The 17,974-nt window shown below is 67.1% G+C and carries 15 protein-coding genes; 5 read left to right on the forward strand and 10 right to left on the reverse strand.

Going from position 1 to position 17,974, the window contains the following annotated elements:
- Positions 1-90 precede the first annotated feature (90 nt).
- Positions 91-2,766 carry a phosphoenolpyruvate carboxylase gene (locus tag ABD206_RS06790; RefSeq protein WP_344070667.1) on the forward strand — a complete coding sequence of 892 codons (2,676 nt, stop codon included), beginning with the start codon at positions 91-93 and terminating at the stop codon, positions 2,764-2,766.
- Between the two features lie 33 nt (positions 2,767-2,799).
- Here the strand turns inward: ABD206_RS06790 and ABD206_RS06795 are convergent, their stop codons facing one another.
- From ABD206_RS06795 to ABD206_RS06810, 4 genes are all read right to left on the reverse strand, one after another.
- Positions 2,800-3,399 (reverse strand): gamma carbonic anhydrase family protein, encoded by a 600-nt coding sequence (locus ABD206_RS06795; RefSeq protein ID WP_344070669.1) that lies wholly within the window; start codon positions 3,397-3,399, stop codon positions 2,800-2,802.
- Between the two features lie 73 nt (positions 3,400-3,472).
- Positions 3,473-7,081 carry a transcription-repair coupling factor gene (gene mfd, locus ABD206_RS06800; RefSeq protein ID WP_344070671.1) on the reverse strand — a complete coding sequence of 1,203 codons (3,609 nt, stop codon included), beginning with the start codon at positions 7,079-7,081 and terminating at the stop codon, positions 3,473-3,475.
- 45 nt (positions 7,082-7,126) lie between these two features.
- A complete protein-coding gene (gene pth / locus ABD206_RS06805) occupies positions 7,127-7,711 on the reverse strand; it encodes an aminoacyl-tRNA hydrolase (protein ID WP_344070673.1) in 585 nt (194 codons plus the stop codon).
- A gap of 90 nt (positions 7,712-7,801) precedes the next feature.
- A complete protein-coding gene (locus ABD206_RS06810) occupies positions 7,802-8,410 on the reverse strand; it encodes a 50S ribosomal protein L25/general stress protein Ctc (protein WP_344070675.1) in 609 nt (202 codons plus the stop codon).
- Between the two features lie 235 nt (positions 8,411-8,645).
- Between ABD206_RS06810 and ABD206_RS06815 the strand changes: the two genes are divergently transcribed.
- Together ABD206_RS06815 and gndA are read left to right on the forward strand one after the other, a co-directional pair.
- Complete coding sequence (locus ABD206_RS06815) at positions 8,646-8,768, forward strand: hypothetical protein (RefSeq protein ID WP_344070678.1); 123 nt, start codon at positions 8,646-8,648, stop codon at positions 8,766-8,768.
- Between the two features lie 83 nt (positions 8,769-8,851).
- A complete protein-coding gene (gene gndA, locus ABD206_RS06820) occupies positions 8,852-10,300 on the forward strand; it encodes an NADP-dependent phosphogluconate dehydrogenase (RefSeq protein ID WP_344070680.1) in 1,449 nt (482 codons plus the stop codon).
- A 73-nt stretch (positions 10,301-10,373) separates the two neighbouring features.
- Here the strand turns inward: gndA and ABD206_RS06825 are convergent, their stop codons facing one another.
- Positions 10,374-11,093, reverse strand: a complete 720-nt coding sequence (locus ABD206_RS06825) for an ABC transporter ATP-binding protein (protein WP_344070682.1) — start codon at positions 11,091-11,093, stop codon at positions 10,374-10,376.
- Between the two features lie 34 nt (positions 11,094-11,127).
- A complete protein-coding gene (locus tag ABD206_RS06830) occupies positions 11,128-12,579 on the reverse strand; it encodes an ABC transporter permease (protein WP_344070685.1) in 1,452 nt (483 codons plus the stop codon).
- A 329-nt stretch (positions 12,580-12,908) separates the two neighbouring features.
- Between ABD206_RS06830 and ABD206_RS06835 the strand changes: the two genes are divergently transcribed.
- A complete protein-coding gene (locus tag ABD206_RS06835) occupies positions 12,909-13,172 on the forward strand; it encodes a ribbon-helix-helix protein, CopG family (protein WP_344070687.1) in 264 nt (87 codons plus the stop codon).
- Entirely contained in the window at positions 13,169-13,408 is a 240-nt protein-coding gene (locus tag ABD206_RS06840; protein ID WP_344070689.1) for a uracil-DNA glycosylase family protein, read from the forward strand. Before ABD206_RS06835 ends, ABD206_RS06840 begins: the two co-directional genes overlap by 4 nt.
- 254 nt (positions 13,409-13,662) lie before the next feature.
- On the opposite strand, the gene ABD206_RS06845 is transcribed toward ABD206_RS06840, so the two are convergent.
- From ABD206_RS06845 to ABD206_RS06860, 4 genes are all read right to left on the reverse strand, one after another.
- Complete coding sequence (locus ABD206_RS06845; RefSeq protein ID WP_344070691.1) at positions 13,663-14,490, reverse strand: hypothetical protein; 828 nt, start codon at positions 14,488-14,490, stop codon at positions 13,663-13,665.
- A gap of 402 nt (positions 14,491-14,892) precedes the next feature.
- Positions 14,893-16,302 (reverse strand): hypothetical protein, encoded by a 1,410-nt coding sequence (locus ABD206_RS06850; RefSeq protein ID WP_344070693.1) that lies wholly within the window; start codon positions 16,300-16,302, stop codon positions 14,893-14,895.
- Between the two features lie 101 nt (positions 16,303-16,403).
- Entirely contained in the window at positions 16,404-17,468 is a 1,065-nt protein-coding gene (locus tag ABD206_RS06855; protein ID WP_344070695.1) for a protein kinase domain-containing protein, read from the reverse strand.
- Positions 17,455-17,883 carry a transcriptional regulator gene (locus ABD206_RS06860; RefSeq protein WP_344070697.1) on the reverse strand — a complete coding sequence of 143 codons (429 nt, stop codon included), beginning with the start codon at positions 17,881-17,883 and terminating at the stop codon, positions 17,455-17,457. Before ABD206_RS06860 ends, ABD206_RS06855 begins: the two co-directional genes overlap by 14 nt.
- Positions 17,884-17,974: the final 91 nt, after the last annotated feature.

A 17,974-nucleotide genomic window follows, 5' to 3' on the forward strand; every position in this document is an offset into this window, starting at 1 on the left:
ACCGGGCGCGTCCCGGGGCGCCTTCGCAGAGGCAGGCCGATACCCGAGACCGTCACGCTGCGGTAACACCACGCCATTACGGTGGAAGGCATGCACGAACTGACGCACACCGAAGCGATCGAGCTCGTCGGGCGGTACGAGGCCGCCCAGGAGATCCCCGATCAGATGCGCGCCGACGTGCGCATGCTCGGCTCGCTCCTGGGAGAGGTCCTGCGCGAGAGCGGCTCTCCCGGCCTCTTCGACGATGTCGAGCGCCTGCGCCTGGCGGCGATCCGCGCGCGCACCGACGCCTCGCCGGATGCGTTCGATGCGGCCACCGCTATCGCCGAGTCGTTCACGATCGAGCGCGCCCACGAGGTGGCCCGAGCCTTCACCGCCTACTTCCACCTGGTGAACCTCGTCGAGGAGCACCAGCGGGTGCGGGTCGTCCGGGAAAAGGACGGGAGCCCCGACAGCGAGGAGGCAGCGGACTCGATCGATGCGGCGTTCGCCCGCCTGTCGGGCGAGATCGGGCGTGACGCCGCCATCGAGCGGCTGCAGTCGCTGCGCTTCCACCCCGTCTTCACCGCCCATCCCACCGAGGCGCGACGCCGCGCGGTGTCCTCGAGCATCCGACGCCTCGCGGACCTCATCGAGGAGCACGATGAGCACCTGCGCGTGGGAACCGACACCTCCCGGGTCGAGCGCCGCATGGTCGAAGAGATCGACACACTCTGGCGCACCGCGCCGCTGCGCCCCGAGAAGCCCGCCCCCACCGACGAGGTCCGCTCGGTCATGGCGATCTTCGACGAGACGCTGTACACCGTCGTCCCGCAGGTCTACCGCCGCATCGACGACACGCTCCAGGGCGAGGCCGCCGGCGCACACGCTCCGCTCGTCAAGCCATTCGTGCGCGTCGGCTCCTGGGTGGGCGGCGACCGCGACGGCAACCCGTTCGTCACAGCGTCCGTCACCCGCAAGGCGGCCGGGATCGCCGCAGAGCACATCCTGCTGGGCCTGGAGCGCACGACCCAGCGCATCGGCCGCACGCTCACCCTGGATGCGGCGACCACGCCCCCCAGCGACGAGCTGCGGGCACTCTGGCGCGGTCTCAAGGCCGCCGATGAGGAAGCCGCGAACGAGATCGCCAAGCGCTCCCCGGACGAGCCGCACCGCCGCATCATGCTGATGCTGGCGCGCAAGATCGAGGCCACGCGCACCCGCAACGCCGATCTCGCCTACGCCGACCCGGCCGACTTCCTCACGGACCTGTACATCGTGCAGAACTCCCTGGTCGCGGCGGGCGCGGCGCGCCAGGCGTACGGCCACCTGCAGCAGCTGATCTGGCAGGTCGAAACCTACGGCTTCCACCTGGCCGAGCTCGAGGTGCGCCAGCACTCCGCGGTGCACAAGAAGGTGCTCGCCGAACTCGACAGCGGCGCAGAGCCGTCCGACTTGACCGAAGAGGTGCTGGACGTGTTCCGCACGGTCGCGCATCTGCAGGAGCGCTACGGGCCCCGCGCAGCAGGGCGCTACATCGTCTCGTTCACGCAGGCGGCGCAGGACCTCGCGAACGTGCACCGCCTGGCGCGGTATGCGGTCGGCGAGCACGGCACGCCGCCGGTGCTGGATGTCATCCCCCTGTTCGAGACCTTCGCCGACCTGCAGGCGGCGCCGCAGATCCTCAGCGAGGTCGTGACCTTCCCCGAGTTCGCCGCCCGCCTCGAGGCCACCGACCGCCACCTGGAGGTCATGCTCGGCTATTCCGACTCGTCGAAGGATGTCGGCCCCGTCGCCGCCAACCTCGCGCTCTACGAAGCGCAGGCGCTGATCGCCGAGTGGGCACGCACCGAGGGCATCGAGCTGACGCTGTTCCACGGCCGGGGCGGGGCCCTGGGCCGCGGCGGCGGTCCTGCGAATTCGGCCATCCTGGCCCAGCCCCCGCACTCGGTCGACGGACGCTTCAAGCTGACGGAGCAGGGCGAGGTCATCTTCGCCCGCTACGGCGACCCCGACATCGCCCAGCGCCACATCGATCAGGTCGCTGCAGCCGTTCTGCTGGCATCGGCCCCCTCGATCGAAAAGCGCAACAGCGACGCCGCGGGGCGCTTCGCCGAAGTCGCGGCCACGATGGATGCGGCTTCCCGCGAGCGCTTCTTCTCGCTCGTGAAGGCTCCCGGGTTCGCCCCGTGGTTCGCTCAGGTGACACCCATGGAAGAGATCGGACTGCTCGCGCTCGGCTCACGCCCCGCCCGGCGCGGCCTGTCGGTGGAATCGTTGGAAGACCTGCGCGCCATCCCCTGGGTCTTCGCTTGGACCCAGGCCCGCATCAACCTCGCCGGATGGTTCGGTCTGGGGACCGCGCTCGAGGCGGTGGGCGATGCCGAAGTCCTCGCCGACGCCTACACGCAGTGGCCGCTGTTCCGCACCATGATCGACAACGTCGCCATGAGCCTCGCGAAAGCCGACATCCGCATCGCGGAGCGGTACCTCGGCCTCGGTGATCGCGACGATCTCGCAGAGCTGGTCCTCGGCGAGATGGAACTCACCCGCTCGTGGATCGTGCGACTCACCGGCGGCGACCACGTGCTCTCGGACAAGCCTGTCCTCCAGCGCGCGGTCGAGTTGCGCAGTCCCTACGTCGATGCGCTCTCGCTGCTGCAGCTGCGCGCGCTCCGAGCCTTGCGGGAGGCATCCGCCGCCGACGCGCCGGCGGACCCTGACCAGCAGCGACTCCTGCTGCTCTCGGTCAGCGGTGTGGCGGCGGGACTGCAGAACACCGGCTGAGTCTCGCGCACCGTCTCGCGACCGTCCTCTCGCTCAGTCGAGGGGGCGGTCGTCTGCGTGACGGGACAGTGCCCGGCCGTAGCGTTCGGTGAGCTGCACCATGAGGTCGGGCGTATCCCGATCCAGACCGAAGACGTACCCGGGGAAGTCGAGTTCTTGCTGCGTCGCCCAGATCTCGTCGTGACGCTCGGGCGGATACAACTGGGCGGGGTCTCCCACCGCGATCCATCCGATGGGGACGACGCTCTCGGCCGGCAGCACGGTGCGCAGGTGCACGACCGCGTTGATCCGCACCTCGCTGCGCTCCCCGATGCGCGCGCCGTTGAACACGCGGGTCCCGGTCGCCAGAAACACCTCGCGATCGATCGTCGCGCCCGAAACACTGGCCATGGGCCCGACGAGGACGTGGTCGCCGATGTGGACGGGGTCGGTCGCGCTGGCGCGGATCAGGGCGTTCTCCATCACGATGACGTCGTCGCCGATCGTGATCGGGCCGCCCTCGGCGGTGATGACGGCGCCGTGGAGGACCTGCACGTCCGCGCCGATCGTGACGTCTCCGGAGATGACGGCGCTCGGTGCGATCACCGCGCTCGGGTGGATGCGGGGGCTCGCCCCCAGGTGCTCGAACAGCATCGTTCCTCCCTCGATCGGTGTCAGCGTAGCCCGGTGGGGCGCGCTCCGGCAGGGACCTTCGGCAGGAAGATGCCTACTCGGCGGCGCTCTCCGCAGCAACCGGCTCCGGCCACAGCTGGCCGAGCAGGGTGTCCACCCACGCGATGAGATCGGCGTCGCTCATCGCCTCGCCGCCCGGGCGCGGCATCGGCACCACGAGCGCCTCACCGCCGGCCAGGAGCTTCGCGCTCGGGTACAGCCGCTGCAGCCGCACGCGCATCGAATCGGGGAGGCGTGCGGGGGCGATCCGCAGGTTCGGCCCCATGGCCACGACATCCGAGAGCCCCGCCCGGCCCACACGACGGCGCAGGCGCGCCATCGCCACGAGACCTGCCACATCCACGGGAGGCTCGCCGTAGCGGTCGGTGAGCTCGTCGATGACCAGATCGATCGCCTCGTCCTTCGCGGTGACGGATGCCGCGGCCGACAGCTTCTGGTAGGCCTCCAGGCGCAGCCGCTCGCTGTCGATGTAGTCCTCGGGAATGCGCGCCTGCACCGGCAGCTCCAGCCGCAGCTCGGTCGGTCCCTCGGTGTCTTCACCACGGAAGGTGGCCACCGCCTCTCCGATCATCCGCAGGTACAGGTCGAAGCCGACCCCGGCGATGTGTCCGGCTTGCTCAGCGCCAAGGAGGTTGCCCGCGCCGCGGATCTCGAGGTCTTTGAGCGCCACCTGCATACCGCTGCCGAGATCGTTGTTGACGGCGATGGTCTCCAGCCGATCGGCCGCGGTCTCTGACAGCGGCTTCGTGTCGTCGTACAGGAAGTAGGCGTAGGCCCGCTCACGGCCGCGTCCCACGCGCCCGCGCAGCTGGTGCAGCTGCGACAGCCCGTACCGGTCGGCGCGATCGATGATGATCGTGTTGGCGTTGGAGATGTCCAGGCCGGTCTCGATGATCGTCGTCGAGACGAGCACGTCGGCCTTGCGCTCCCAAAAGTCGTCGACGACCTGCTCGAGCGCGTGCTCGCCCATCTGCCCGTGGGCGACGGCGATGCGCGCCTCCGGGACGAGCTCGGCCAGTTCGCTCGCCACGCGCTGGATCGACTGCACACGGTTGTGGACGTAGAACACCTGTCCCTCGCGCAGGAGCTCGCGGCGGATGGCGGCGGCGACCTGCTTGTCGTTCTTGGCCCCCACGTAGGTGAGGATCGGGTGGCGGTCCTCGGGCGGGGTCTGCAGGGTCGACATCTCGCGGATGCCGGTGACCGCCATCTCGAGCGTGCGGGGAATCGGCGTCGCACTCATCGCGAGGATGTCGACGTTGGTCTTGAGCTTTTTCAGCGCGTCCTTGTGCTCGACGCCGAAGCGCTGCTCCTCGTCGATGATCATGAGGCCGAGGTCCTTGAAGATGACCTTGTCGGTCAGGATGCGGTGCGTCCCGATGACCATGTCGATCGTGCCGTCGACCAGGCCCGCCAGCACGAGCTTGGCCTCGTTGTCGGTCTGGAACCGCGAGAGCGGTCGTACCTTGACCGGGAACCCGGCGAAGCGCTCAGAGAAGGTCTCGAGGTGCTGCTTGACCAGGAGCGTGGTGGGGACGAGCATCGCGACCTGCTTGCCGTCCTGGATCGCCTTGAACGCGGCACGCACGGCGACCTCGGTCTTGCCGAACCCGACATCGCCCGAGAGCAGGCGGTCCATCGGGATCGGCCGCTCCATGTCGGCCTTGATCTCATCGATCGTCTGCAGCTGGTCGGGGGTCTCAGCGAAGGGGAAGGCTTCTTCGAGCTCGCGCTGCCAGGGGGTGTCGGGGCCGAAGGCGTGACCCTTGGCCGCCATTCTCGCCGAGTAGAGCTTGACGAGCTCGACCGCGATATCGCGGACGGCCTTTCTCGCGCGCCCCTTGGCGGCGGCCCAGTCGCTGCCACCCATCTTCGACAGGGTCGGCGCCTCTCCCCCGACGTAGCGGGAGAGGAGATCCAGCTGGTCGGTGGGGACCATGAGCTTGTCGCCCGGGTACCCCTTCTTGGACGGCGCGTACTCGAGGACGACGTATTCGCGGACGCTCTTGACCGCGTTGCGCCCACCGGAGGAGACCTCACGCTTGGAGAGCTCGACGAACTTCCCGATCCCATGGGTGGCGTGTACGACGATGTCGCCGGGGGTCAGCTGCAGCGGGTCGACGACGTTGCGTCGACGAGAGGCCAACTTCTTGACGACGCGCTGGTCGCCGCTGATCGTGCGCCCGTAGAACTCCGACTCGGTGAGAACGGCGAGCCGTGCGTTCTCGATCTCGAAGCCGCGCTCCAGCTGGGCCACGACCAGCTGCACCACCCCCTCCGGCGGGGCCTCGTCGAGGTCGCCGGCGATCGCGGCGGGCACCTCGCGCTCGGCGAGCACATCGCGGGCACGCTCGACCAGGCCGGTGCCAGAGGCGGCCACCACGACACTCCACCCCGCGGCGGCGCGCTCGGCGACGTAGGCGGTCGCCCCGTCGACGTTGCCCTGGAAGGAGGGCACGGCCCGCGCGGGCACCCGCACGGCGGCATCCGCGTCATCGCGGTCGTCCTCGTCATCCAACAGACCTTCTGCCGCGGCGTCGGCGGCGCCCGAGTCGAAGCCGCTGAGCGCCCACCACACGCCCGAGCGCTCGTGCGCGGCCTCGCGCAGCTGCGCGAGGGAGAGGAAGTCCCCGGCGCCGAGATCGATCGGCGCCTGCGCGCCGGCGGTCGCCGCGCTCCAGGCCGCCTCGAGGAACTCGCGGTTGGTCTCGGCGAGGGTGCTCGCGCGGGTGCGGGAGCGTTCGGGGTCGATGACGGCGATCGCCGTGCGCTCGGGCAGATAGTCGACGAGCGAGGCCATGCCGTCGGTGAGCGCCGGGGTGAGGGATTCCATCCCCTCCACGGGAATCCCCTCCGCCATCTTCTCGAGCATGCCCTGCAGACCCGGGAACTCCGCGGCCAGCTGGCGCGCACGCGAACGGATGTCGTCGGTCAACAGCAGCTCACGCCCGGGAAGGATCGTCACACCCGGGATGTCCCCCGGCAGTGAGCGCTGGTCGGCGACGGAGAACGCGCGGATCTGCTCAACCTCGTCGCCGAAGAACTCCACGCGGTAGGGGTGGTCTGCCACCGTCGGGAAGACATCGAGGATGCCGCCGCGCACCGCGAACTCACCGCGCCGGGACACCATGTCGACACGGTGGTAGGCCAACTCCACCAGGCGCGCCACGATCGCGCCGAGGTCGTGGCCACGGCCACCCGCCGCCAGCTCGATCGGGTCGAGATCGGTGAGGCCCGGGGCCAGGGGCTGCAGCGCGGCACGCACCGACGCGGTGACGATCACGGGGGTCGCGCCATCGTGACGGGCGATGCGGGTGAGGGTCTCGAGACGGCGGCCGACGATCTCCGCGCTCGGGCTCAGCCGCTCGTGCGGCAGCGTCTCCCACGCCGGGAAGGGAAGGACGACAGCCTCGGGCAAGATCGCCGTGAGGGCGGGCGCGAGCGCATCCGACCGGCGCCCGGTCGGGGTGATCGCCAACAGCACCGGGGCACCGCCCGCGGTGCGGCGCTCAAGAAGGGCGCCCAGCAGCGGCGCGACGATGCCCTCCACAGCGGAGAAGTCGGCATCCACGGACGAGGAGTTCACCGCCTCCCGGAACTGCTCGGACCGAGCGAGGGCGCGCAGAATCCCGGGAAAACTCACCGAACGAGTCTAGGCGCTCGCGGGGGCAGGCCGCGCGGATGCTGGCTACGGCCGCGGAGCGTGGTGCACCTGTTGGGCCGCGACGAGTCCGTGCTCGACCAGACGCTCCACGGCATCGGCGGCATCGCCGACCATGAGCGCCAGCGCGTCCCGGTCGGACGGCGCGAAGGGTTCGAGCACCCAGTCCGCGACATCCTTGCTGCCGGCGGGGCGTCCGATACCCACACGCACGCGGGGGAAGTTCGGTGTCCCGAGCGCCTTAGCGACATCCCGCACCCCGTTGTGGCCGCCGTGACCGCCGCCGGTCTTCAATCGGACGGTGTCGAACGGGATGTCGAGCTCGTCGTGCACGACCACGATGTGATCCGGCGAGGTGGCGTAGAAGCGGGCGAGCGCCGCGACGGGGCCGCCCGAGACGTTCATGAAGGAGTTGGGCTTGGCCAGCACGAGCTTGTGCGCGCCGGGGCGCAGCCATGTCTCGGCGACGCGGGCGTTGCCCTTGTGCGCCCGGAAGGTCTCCCCCCGCCGTGACGCGAGCTCATCGACGACGAGCTGGCCCACATTGTGCCGGGTGCGCTCATAGCGGGGCCCGGGGTTTCCGAGCCCGACGATCAGCCACGTGTCAGCCACGGTTCCATTCTCTCTGCAGGTCGGTGCGCGGGTGATGCACAAGGGGAGGATGCGGCGACCGCACCCTCCCCTTGTTCGAATCTCGCGAGACTACTCGGCAGCGTCCTCGGCGGCCGGCTCGGCGTCAGCCTCTTCGGCCGGGCTCTCCTCGGCGGCCGCGGCGGCGGGAACCGAGATCGCGATGACGAGCAGGTCGGCATCCGAGAGCAGCGATGCACCCTTGGGCAGCGTCAGCTGGCCGGCCGTGATGTGCGCGCCCTCGTCGAGGCCGTCGACGTCGACCTCGACGTGCTGCGGGATGTGGGTAGCCTCGACCTCGAGCGACACGGTGGCGGAATCCACGTTGACGATCGTGCCGGAAACCGACTCGCCGACGACGGTGACGGGCACGTCGACGGTGACCTTCTCACCCTTCTTCACGATGACCAGGTCGATGTGCTCGATGATCTGGTGCACCGGGTCGCGCTGGATGTCCTTGACCAGGGCGAGCTGCTCGGTGCCCTCGATGTCCAGCTCGAGCAGCGCGTTGGCGTGACGGACCAGCAGCGACATCTGGTGGCCGGGAAGGGCGACGTGGACGGGGTCGGTGCCGTGACCGTAGAGGACGGCGGGGATCTTGCCGGCGGCGCGCAGACGGCGGGCGAAGCCCTTGCCGAAGCTGTCACGCAGCTCGGCTGCGACCTTGTTGTCTTCAGACATGATGTTTCTCCTCGGGCGTGGGCCCTGATGTTGACGGGTATCGACTCGAACGCGAGCGCGTGAGGACACCTGTCAGACCGCACACCCTCGTCGATGACGGATGTCTCGTCGGACCACTTTCGCGGCCCGCGGACTCCCTCGCCGAAGTACGGTCCGCAAGTCTACCAGCGTCGCCGCTACGATGGGAACCGCGCGCGTTCGCGCGCACCCGCACCGCCCCACCCAAGGAGTGACGATGGACGCGAAGCTCGTCTCTGACCTGATCATGGCCGTCATCGGCATCCTGGCCCTCGGCACCATCGTCGGAGTCGTGGGCGCGTTTTGGAGCATGGGCCGCGCGGCCTACCGCAAGGACTGATCGCACTCCCGTCCGACCTCCTCAGCCGACGCTCTAGGCTTGCGGGGGCAGCGAATGCTGCGCAGGTCGAACAGGGAGTACTCGTGAGCGAAGCCACAGCCAACATCGGTGTCGTCGGTCTGGCGGTGATGGGATCCAACCTCGCCCGAAACCTCGCCAGCCGCGAGGGCAACACCGTCGCGATCTTCAACCGGAGCCACGACAAGACTGAGCACCTGGTTGCCGAGCACCCCGAGGCGGAGTTCGTCCCGACGTTCTCGTATGAGGAGTTCGCGGCATCCCTGACCGTCCCCCGCACCGCGATCATCATGGTCAAGGCGGGCGCGGGCACGGACGCGGTCATCGAAGAGCTGCTCAAGGTCTTCGAACCGGGCGACATCATCGTCGACGGCGGCAATGCCCTCTTCACCGACACCATCCGCCGCGAAAAGGCCGTGCGCGAGACGGGGGTGAACTTCGTCGGCATGGGCGTCTCCGGCGGCGAGGAGGGCGCGCTTCTCGGCCCCTCGCTCATGCCCGGTGGCTCGGACGAATCTTGGGTGACCCTCGGGCCGATCCTTCGCTCGATCGCGGCCGTCGCCGAGGGCGAGCCCTGTGTCACGCACGTCGGTCACGACGGCGCGGGTCACTTCGTGAAGATGGTGCACAACGGCATCGAGTACGCCGACATGCAGGTCATCGCCGAGGCCTACGACCTCATCCGTCGCGCGACCGGCAAGACCCCCGCAGAGATCGCCGACATCTTCGCGGAGTGGAACACCGGTGACCTGGAGTCCTACCTGATCGAGATCACCGCCGAGGTGCTGCGTCAGGTGGATGCCGACACCGACAAGCCGCTGGTGGACATCATCGTCGACCAGGCCGGCGCGAAGGGCACGGGCGGCTGGACGGCCCAGACCGCGATCGACCTCGGGGTTCCGGCATCCGGCATCGCCGAGGCCGTGTTCGCACGCTCGCTGTCCTCGCATCCCGAACAGCGCGCGACGACCGGCGTCCTCCCTGGACCCGCCGAGGAATTCACGGCCTTCGACGCCGACGCCTTCGTCGAGCAGGTGCGCCTGGCCCTGTACGCCTCGAAGATCGTCGCGTACTCGCAGGGCTTCGACATCATCCGCGCCGGCGCCGCCCACTACGGCTGGACGATCGACCTCGGCACCGTCGCGGCGATCTGGCGCGGCGGCTGCATCATCCGCGCGCGGTTCCTCAACCGCATCACCGAGGCCTACGCCGAATCCGCCGATCTCCCGGTGCTGATGACGGCGCCGTTCTTCCGCGAGGCGCTCGCCGCGTCGCAGGATGCCTGGCGCGCGATCGTCGCCACGGCGGCGGCATCCGGAATCCCGTCGCCGGTGTTCTCGTCGTCGCTCGCGTACTACGACGGCCTGCGCGCGGGGCGTCTGCCCGCCGCCCTCATCCAGGGTCAGCGCGACTTCTTCGGCGCGCACACCTACAAGCGCGTCGACAAGGACGGCACTTTCCACACGCTGTGGTCGGGCGATCGCTCCGAGGTCGAGGCGGTCGACACGCACTGACCGCACCAACGCACGCAGAAGCGGGAGGCCCCTGAGGGAGCCTCCCGCTTCTGGTGTGTCGGTGCGCGGGTGATCAGACGTCGCGGACGGTGCCGTGATCCAGCCGCAGACGACGGTTGGCGCGGCGCGCAACGGCGGAGTCGTGCGTCACCATGATCATGGTGAGGCCGTCGGCGTTCAGGCTCTTCAGCAGCGCCATGATCTCGTCTCGCATGTGCTCGTCGAGGTTTCCGGTCGGCTCATCCGCGAGGAGCACTCGGGGGCGCTTCGCGATGGCGCGGGCGATCGCCACGCGCTGCTGCTGCCCGCCCGACAGTTCGCCGGGCAGGTGGTCCGCGCGGTCGGCGAGGCCGACGTGCGTGAGCGCCTCGAGGACGCGCTCCTTGCGCTCGGCCGCGCTCAGTCCCAGCGGCTCGAGCCCCATGTCGACGTTCTCGTGGGCGGTGAGCGTCGGGATGAGGTTGAACCCCTGGAAGACGAACCCGATCTCCCGGGCGCGGATGCGCCCGAGGTCGGCGTTCGAGGCCTTCGCCATGTCGGTGTCGCCAAGCCACACCGACCCCGACGTGGGGCGGTCCAGCGCGCCCAGCAGCTGCAGGAAGGTCGACTTGCCGCCACCGGTCGGGCCCTGGATCGTCACGAAGTCACCCTCGTCGATCTCCAGGTCGATGCCCTTGATGGCCTTGATGATGCGGTTCTTCTGCTGGTAGGTGCGGGTGACGCCCTCCAGCCGGTAGATCGCACGGGGTGCGGCATCCGCTGCCGCGACGGTCTCGGTCTGTGCCATGGTCATGATCTCTTCTCCTTTGCGAATGGGGATGCCGGACTCAGCCGACCGAGCGGAGGGCTTCTGCGGGGCTCAGGCGCGCGGCTCGCCACCCGCCGAAGGCTCCGGCAAGCAAGCCGCCGAGGACAGCGATGCCGATGGCGGCGCCGACAACGGAGAGCGTGATCGGTGCGCTGAGGGTCACCTCGGTCGCGGTCTGGGTCATGCCCGCGAAGCCGCCACCCATGGGGCCACCCTGGCCGCCCTGTTCGGTCGTTCCGGTGGACGAGATCGTCGGCGAGATGATGTTCACCGCGAGGATGCCGGCCAGACCGATCACGAGTCCCACGACACCGCCGATGAGCCCCTGGATGAACGACTCCCCCGCAACCTGGCCGATGACGCGGCCGTTGGACCAGCCGATGGCCTTGAGGGTTCCGAACTCACGGGTGCGGCGACTGACGCCCGAAATCGTGAACAGGACCGCGAGCACGAGCGCCACAGCGAGCACGATGACCGACAGCCACGTGCCGAGGTTCGAGATGAGCGCGGAGGCGCTGGACAGCGACGACGACACGGTGGAGGCGAGGTCAGACTGCGAGCTGACGGTGGTGTCGGGCAGCGCGGTTTCGATCTCACTCTGCACGGTGGCGATGGCATCGGCAGATGACGCCTGCACGTAGACGGTCGAGACGACGTCATCGAGCCCGGCGATCGACTGCGCGACATCCAGCGGCAGGTACACGTTGGCGGCGGTGTCGGCCTCGCTCGAGGTCGAGGAGACGATGCCGACGACCTCGACATCGCTACCACCCACGTCGATGGTGTCACCGACGGCGATCTCGTTGGTGGTTGCGTAGGTGGCATCCACGACCGCGACGTACGCGCCCGCGTCGGACGACTCCAGCGCACGTCCCTCGGTCACCTCGACTGCGGACAGCGGGCCGATCGTGGTGTCAGCCGGGTCGATGCCGAGCACGGTGAAGGAGTCGATGCCGAATGCGCTGCCACCGGCACCGTCGGCGCCGCCTGTCGGAGGCTGGCCGCCGCCCATGCCACCCTCGGCAGAGCCGTCGGTGGTCTGGGACATGTCGGGCATCTCGCCCGAGAAAGTGGAGTTCGTGAGCGACAGGGCGCCGGATACGGCACTCACGCCATCCAGCGATGCGATCGTGTCGAGCGTCGAGGACTCGAGGGTGCCGCGCATCATCTCGACGGAGAGGGTGGACTGCGACAGCGTGGTCGTGCCGTCGGTCGTGTCACCGGCCTCGCTGTCGAACTCGAACCGCTGGCCGCCGCCACCCTCACCGGGTTCGGCCGTCGCACCGGTCACGGTGAGGTCGGTGCCGACGCCGTACACGGACTCGAGCGCTTGCGCCTGTGCGTCGCGCACGCCCGCAGCGAGCGAGTTCACGATGATCACGAGCGCGATGGCGATGGCAAGCCCCGCCGCGACGATGATCGTCTGCTTCTTGCGGCCGGCAAGCTCCCGCCGCAGATAGGTCCAGTACATACCTCTCCCTTTCGGCGGCACGGGCGCCAGCCGTCGGTCAGACGCTAAGAACCGCGGTGATGCGGCGGTGATGCGGGACCTATGGATTGCATAAGGATGTCGGCGCGAGACGCGTCGGTCGCCTGCTGGGACCTCTGAGCGGCTTGGGATACCTGCGCGTATGGCGTCCGATGCTCGCACCAACGAGCGGGCCGGATATTCGGTCAACGGCGACCACGGCGCCTGCGTGGCGCACATTCTCGTTTGATGGAGGCAGCCGAAGCGCCTGCTTTACGACCGACACTCGGGCAACCGTAGATCCGCTCGCAATTTCGTATTACGATGCCGCCATGGGTGGTGAAGAGACGATCAACGGCGTTCCGGTGACGGAGAAACAGATCGCGGCGTGGGCTGCGGAGGCTGAAGTCGGCTACGACGTCGAGGCTCTCAAACGCCGAGGACGCGGACGACCCGGACGCGGAGCGGAGCCCGCCCAGGTCGTCGCGCTCCGACTCACTGCGGACGAGCTCGCTGCTCTCGATGCCCGCGCGGCTCGAGAGCACAAGACGCGCTCAGAACTTATCCGCGAAGCGATCGCCGCGTACGCGGCGTGAAGGTTCACGACTCCGCACTCAAGCACGGCATCACGCCCGATGAAATCATCCAAGCCGCATCGTGGCCGCTGTGGATCGACGACCTCGACGAGGACTCGCCAGCTCGCCAACTCCGGCTCGGCTTCGACCGGCAGGGACGGTTGCTCGAGCTGGTGGTGCTGGTTTTCGACAGCGGCAACGAGCTTGTGATCCACGCGATGAAGGCCCGACCGCAGATGCTGGACCTCCTCCCGTAAACACGATCGACTTTGGGTCCGATACGCGTGCAGTGAGGGACCGGCTTTCGAGCGTGCGCCCATTATTGGCGCCGGGAATCGCGCATAGCACGACGTAATCGCGTCTCGCGGCCAACCGGATAAAGCTAGGAATCGGTTCCAGCGTCTCTCCCACCGCTCGGATTTGACACCAGCGCCGGTCTGGTCCGCGACGACACCCGTCGAACACCCGATCGATTGCATCGATCGCGGCGCAGGCGCGCTCGACCAACCTGCTAACTTTGCAAGTTGCTGCCGGCGACAAGGACTGCGACGAATCGGTCTACGTCCTTGTCGGTGGCTTCGCGCACGACGTTCGCGGCGACTCCGACGCTGAACCAGTCGACCCTGAGCGGGATACTCTCCCGCCCTAGGCTATCGACGACGGGTGCACGAGGCGGCTCGGTGGTCGCGCTTGTCAAGGCATCGCTCATCTCGACGAGGTCCGCATAGTCCTCGAACGCATTGACGATGCGTGCTAATGCCGACTCCAGATGACTAATCCGCAACGCCGAGGCGCCGCCTTCCCAGTCGTCGAACCTGATATCCAAAGATGCATGTCCGGCCCACTTGTTGCGCATGTGCCTGACGTACTTGAGGACAGGATGGCGTTCAGGGTCAACCCTCTCCTTTATTGTCGACATCAATTCCTTTGCTGCAGTGGTGTCGGCCTCTGCTGAGTCGAGCCGCGACGCAACCCGGTCGAGCATTTGGGGCAGCGAGGCAGTGCGCATGGCCTTGTCGCCGCCACCAGCGTTGCTTAGCGTCGTGTCCATTGCCGTCGCAATCGAAACAACGGCCTGCCTAAATAGGACGTTCTGGAAGTGCTTGGTCACGCGTTTAAGGCGATCATCGCCCTTGTAGTCGGCGTCGCGGGTGCGGAGCCAGAAATACTTTGCGTGGTAGAAGTCCTTCACTGATCGCAACACCAGATTCTGCTGAGCAGCCTCTGAATCCTCGTGGCTGGCGAGGGTCTGCACCAGCGCCGTTACCTCCGCGTTCGACATCGGCTCGTCGCTGGGCTGCGAATCGCTGTACTCGGAAGTGAATCGAGGGACTCTCATTGCTTCAATCTAGCGACACGGGAAATCCATCGAGCACTCGCCTGGAACGCAATTCGCCTCATGCGCGTAGCGCTCCAGAAGGGACCGCCCTACGTGTATGCTTTCCACTCACCCGCATCAGGACGAGGTCTCCCAGACGACTGTCATTCAGCCAGGCATGCCGGTGCGCGGGTCGAGCCCGGACCAGGACGTGCGGATATCGTCGTCAGGTCCGTGGTCGGTCGGGCAGCCTAGGTATCGCGAGCAATCACACGCGGTGAGGCGGTCGTTTGAACCGTGATTGGCGTGCCCCAGCGAGGGCGGGCTGTGGGGTCGCCTGATTCACCGACGCGAAGTCGCCTGATTCACCGACGCGAAGAAGAGCGCTGCGAACCTAAATCTCACCGAGCAAGTGGGCTCATGCTATGCCGAAGACGAAGCCCCTCCGGTGGCGTCGGACAGCCGCGCCTCGACACGATCAATCAGAATGGGAACCTCGGGAAGGTTGGCACCCTCTGCGTCCTTTGCGGCGGCAGCCCGAATCATCTCGGCCGCCGGGGAGCGCACCCTCAGCTCTTCCAATGCCCAGAGGCTGCTCGCCATGGCTGACATGTCGGCGTTCCCGGCTTTTCGGAACTCGTTGATCGCTTCCCTGTATCGGGCTCTGCCCGTTGCGATGTCCCCCGTCCTGAAGGCAATCAATCCTCGAGTGGCAGTAATTGTGGTGCGTTCGCCGTCGTTCTCCGGCGTTGCGCGTCGGAGATGGTTGTTAGCCTCCTCAACATTCCCGAGGTTGGCAGCGGCAAAGGCCGCGTTGTTCCGGAGCGCGGCGTCCTGTGGGTGGAAGCTTAGACCTGCGACCGCCACTTCGAGCGCACGCTCGTAATCCTCAAGGACCAGGGCCGCGACATAGGATGTGCTGAGCGCCGGCTCGAGGGCGAAAGGCTCGTCGCGTTGCCACGCTCTCCCTTCCGCGACGGATTCATTCCATCTAGCTTCACGCGCAAAAGCGCGCGAACGAGCCTCGTATCCTCTTTCGACATCTAATGCGGCTTCGGGGAGAGTGAAGCCGCCTGCCTTGGAGGCCCATTCGGCCTGAGCTACCACGTTGTCATTCGGCTCGGCGAGCGAGGACCTAAAGAGTCCACGGGCAACCTTCGTCTTTCCCGCCCCGAGCTCGATTGTGGCCATCTCACTCCACAGTTCGGCCAGGTCAGATGGCGAGTGGTTGGCAGTGGTCGAGAGTTCCCGTGCGGCTCGAAACTCCGACGGACTTCGACCTGCCAACTGCATCGCGCTGAGTAGCGGTGCGAGGATCCATGGATCGTGCAGATGAATGCCCGAGCGTCGCAGCACCCACACAGCCTCGTCGGGCTTGTCTTGACTAATCAGCAGGCGAGCCGCGCTTCGCACGACGAAACGATTGGTCGGAGCAAGGTCGAGGGCGATTCGCGCCTCACGGTTCGCGGACACCTTGTTACCCAGCGTCGCGTGCGCGAGGGCGGCGTCGATGCGGAACGTCGCGCGCCGAGGGGATCGACGCATCGCACGGCGCAGCGCACGCAGCTGAAGCCGTGCGTGCGCGTCGATCGACGACATCTCAACGTCATTGTTCGTTTGCTCGTCACGGGGGCCGATCGCCTCCCGTGCGAACTTCCACAACGAGCTTCCTTCGTCGGATACGGCCTCGAGTGCACGGGCGACCGGGGCTATTACGCTCTGGCTCACCTGGTAAGCAATCAGAGCGCAGAGGTAGTCAGCGATGACGTACTGGTCTTCGGAGTTGGTGTACTGCGCGCGCAAGGGGGCCAGTTCCGATTCGGTCGCGATCACGCTTGCTCGTCTGAGCGGCGCCAGTTCTGCGGACGCTCTCGTATCCGCAAAACTCCGCCATCGTGGGACAACGTCCCTGGTGTCATCAATCGACTGCAGGCTCACCGTTGAGCCTCCTTGGCGGCGATTCGGACCATTAGGTCAAGTTCGGCCACGGTCCGCTCGAGCGCAAAGTCCGATGCTGCGGTCTGCTCACGGGCTTTGGGGTGGCCCCGAAGGGCGGCGTTGGGTTCGCACAGGTATCGGATGGTCATGACTAGACGTTCGGCCACGACGTTCGGGAGTTCCGACTCGATCTCTCCGAGTGCGCTCTCGTAGGCCTCGTCGAGGTACGGCAGAACGCTCTCGTAGGTGTCGCCGTAGAAGGTCCATCGGTGATGCTCGGCAAGATTCAGCGTCAGGAAGGTGTTCATGGTTCGCCCTGTAAAGAGGAACGTGATGAGGCTGCCGAGTTGGTAGAGGTCGGCAGAGAATCGGCGGATGGCCGGTTCCTCGAATCTGTGCCGATACAGCTGCTCCGGCGGGGCGTAGGACCGATCTCCGGGAATCAGGAGGTCATCGTGCGGAGACGCGAGATCGTCCCGATACGCGCGGCCGAGGTCAGCGACCTTGCCGACGGCGCGATTCGCGACCTGAGGGAAGACCAGGATGTTTGACGGCTTGATGTCCTGATGCGCGACGCCGATTTTGTGTAGTTGGCGGACACCTGTAGCGAGGCTGTGTGCGTACTCGAGCTTAATGACCGCATCGATCTGCCCAGCGCGGCTGAGCGCGACGCGCACGTCGTGGGTTGCAAGTTCGAAGATGATGTACGGCACGGTGCCGATAAGGAATCCGGGAACTCGAGCTTCTCCGTGGGAGATGGCGGTGACTACCCGGGACAGTCGCTTGGTCCCGCACATCTCACACAGATTGCGTTCGGCTGCGAACGCGGCCGTTAGGGCTCCGAGAGTATCGACCAATTGGTCGCTCTCAAGCGCTTGCGCCAGGTTGAGCACCTTAAGGAACCCCTGCTGGTTGTCCGCTCGCGTCACCCTGTAGGTGACGCTGAACGTTCCCCCCGTTTGCTCCTGGTCAACATTGTTGGGTGGGCCGACGAGCCAACCTCCTTCGAGCGTCAGCCCCTCCAAATGGAGCGCAGCATTTTGCGCGTCAGTCGCCCCCACGGCGCGTCTCCTGTGTCAGTGTGGCTTTCGCTTCACTTGATTCCAGACTTGGTCTGCTGCGACGAACGTGCTCAATACTCGCGCGCATGACGTCCTCTAGGTAGGTCTTGTCGGCGTCCGTGAGATCGCGGCGCTTACGGATCACCGCGCTGATCTCGGTGATCAAGCTGCTCTCCCTCGCCGGCTCGACGTCATCAGTCTCAATCTCGATGAATGCGTCAGCCGACATGCCAAGCCAATGCACGATGCTGGCGTATCCGTCGAGATCGGGCCGCTGCCCATACTTCAACCGCGAGAGCAGTGAAGGGCTAACTCCTATCTGGAGCGCTGCCTGCCGCCACGAGAGGTTCTCATCATTAGTCCGGGCTTCAAGAACCGCGAACAGCCGATCGGTATCGATTTGGGTCTTCGCCATCTTCGCCATCCTTCCACCGCAACTCTACCGCAAACGCAACGCTGTTTCAGTAGCGCGACAGAATGTGTTAGTATCGATCTGCTGTTGCAGT

The organism is Microbacterium sediminicola (assembly GCF_039531125.1).
In the GTDB taxonomy this organism is placed as follows: domain Bacteria; phylum Actinomycetota; class Actinomycetes; order Actinomycetales; family Microbacteriaceae; genus Microbacterium; species Microbacterium sediminicola.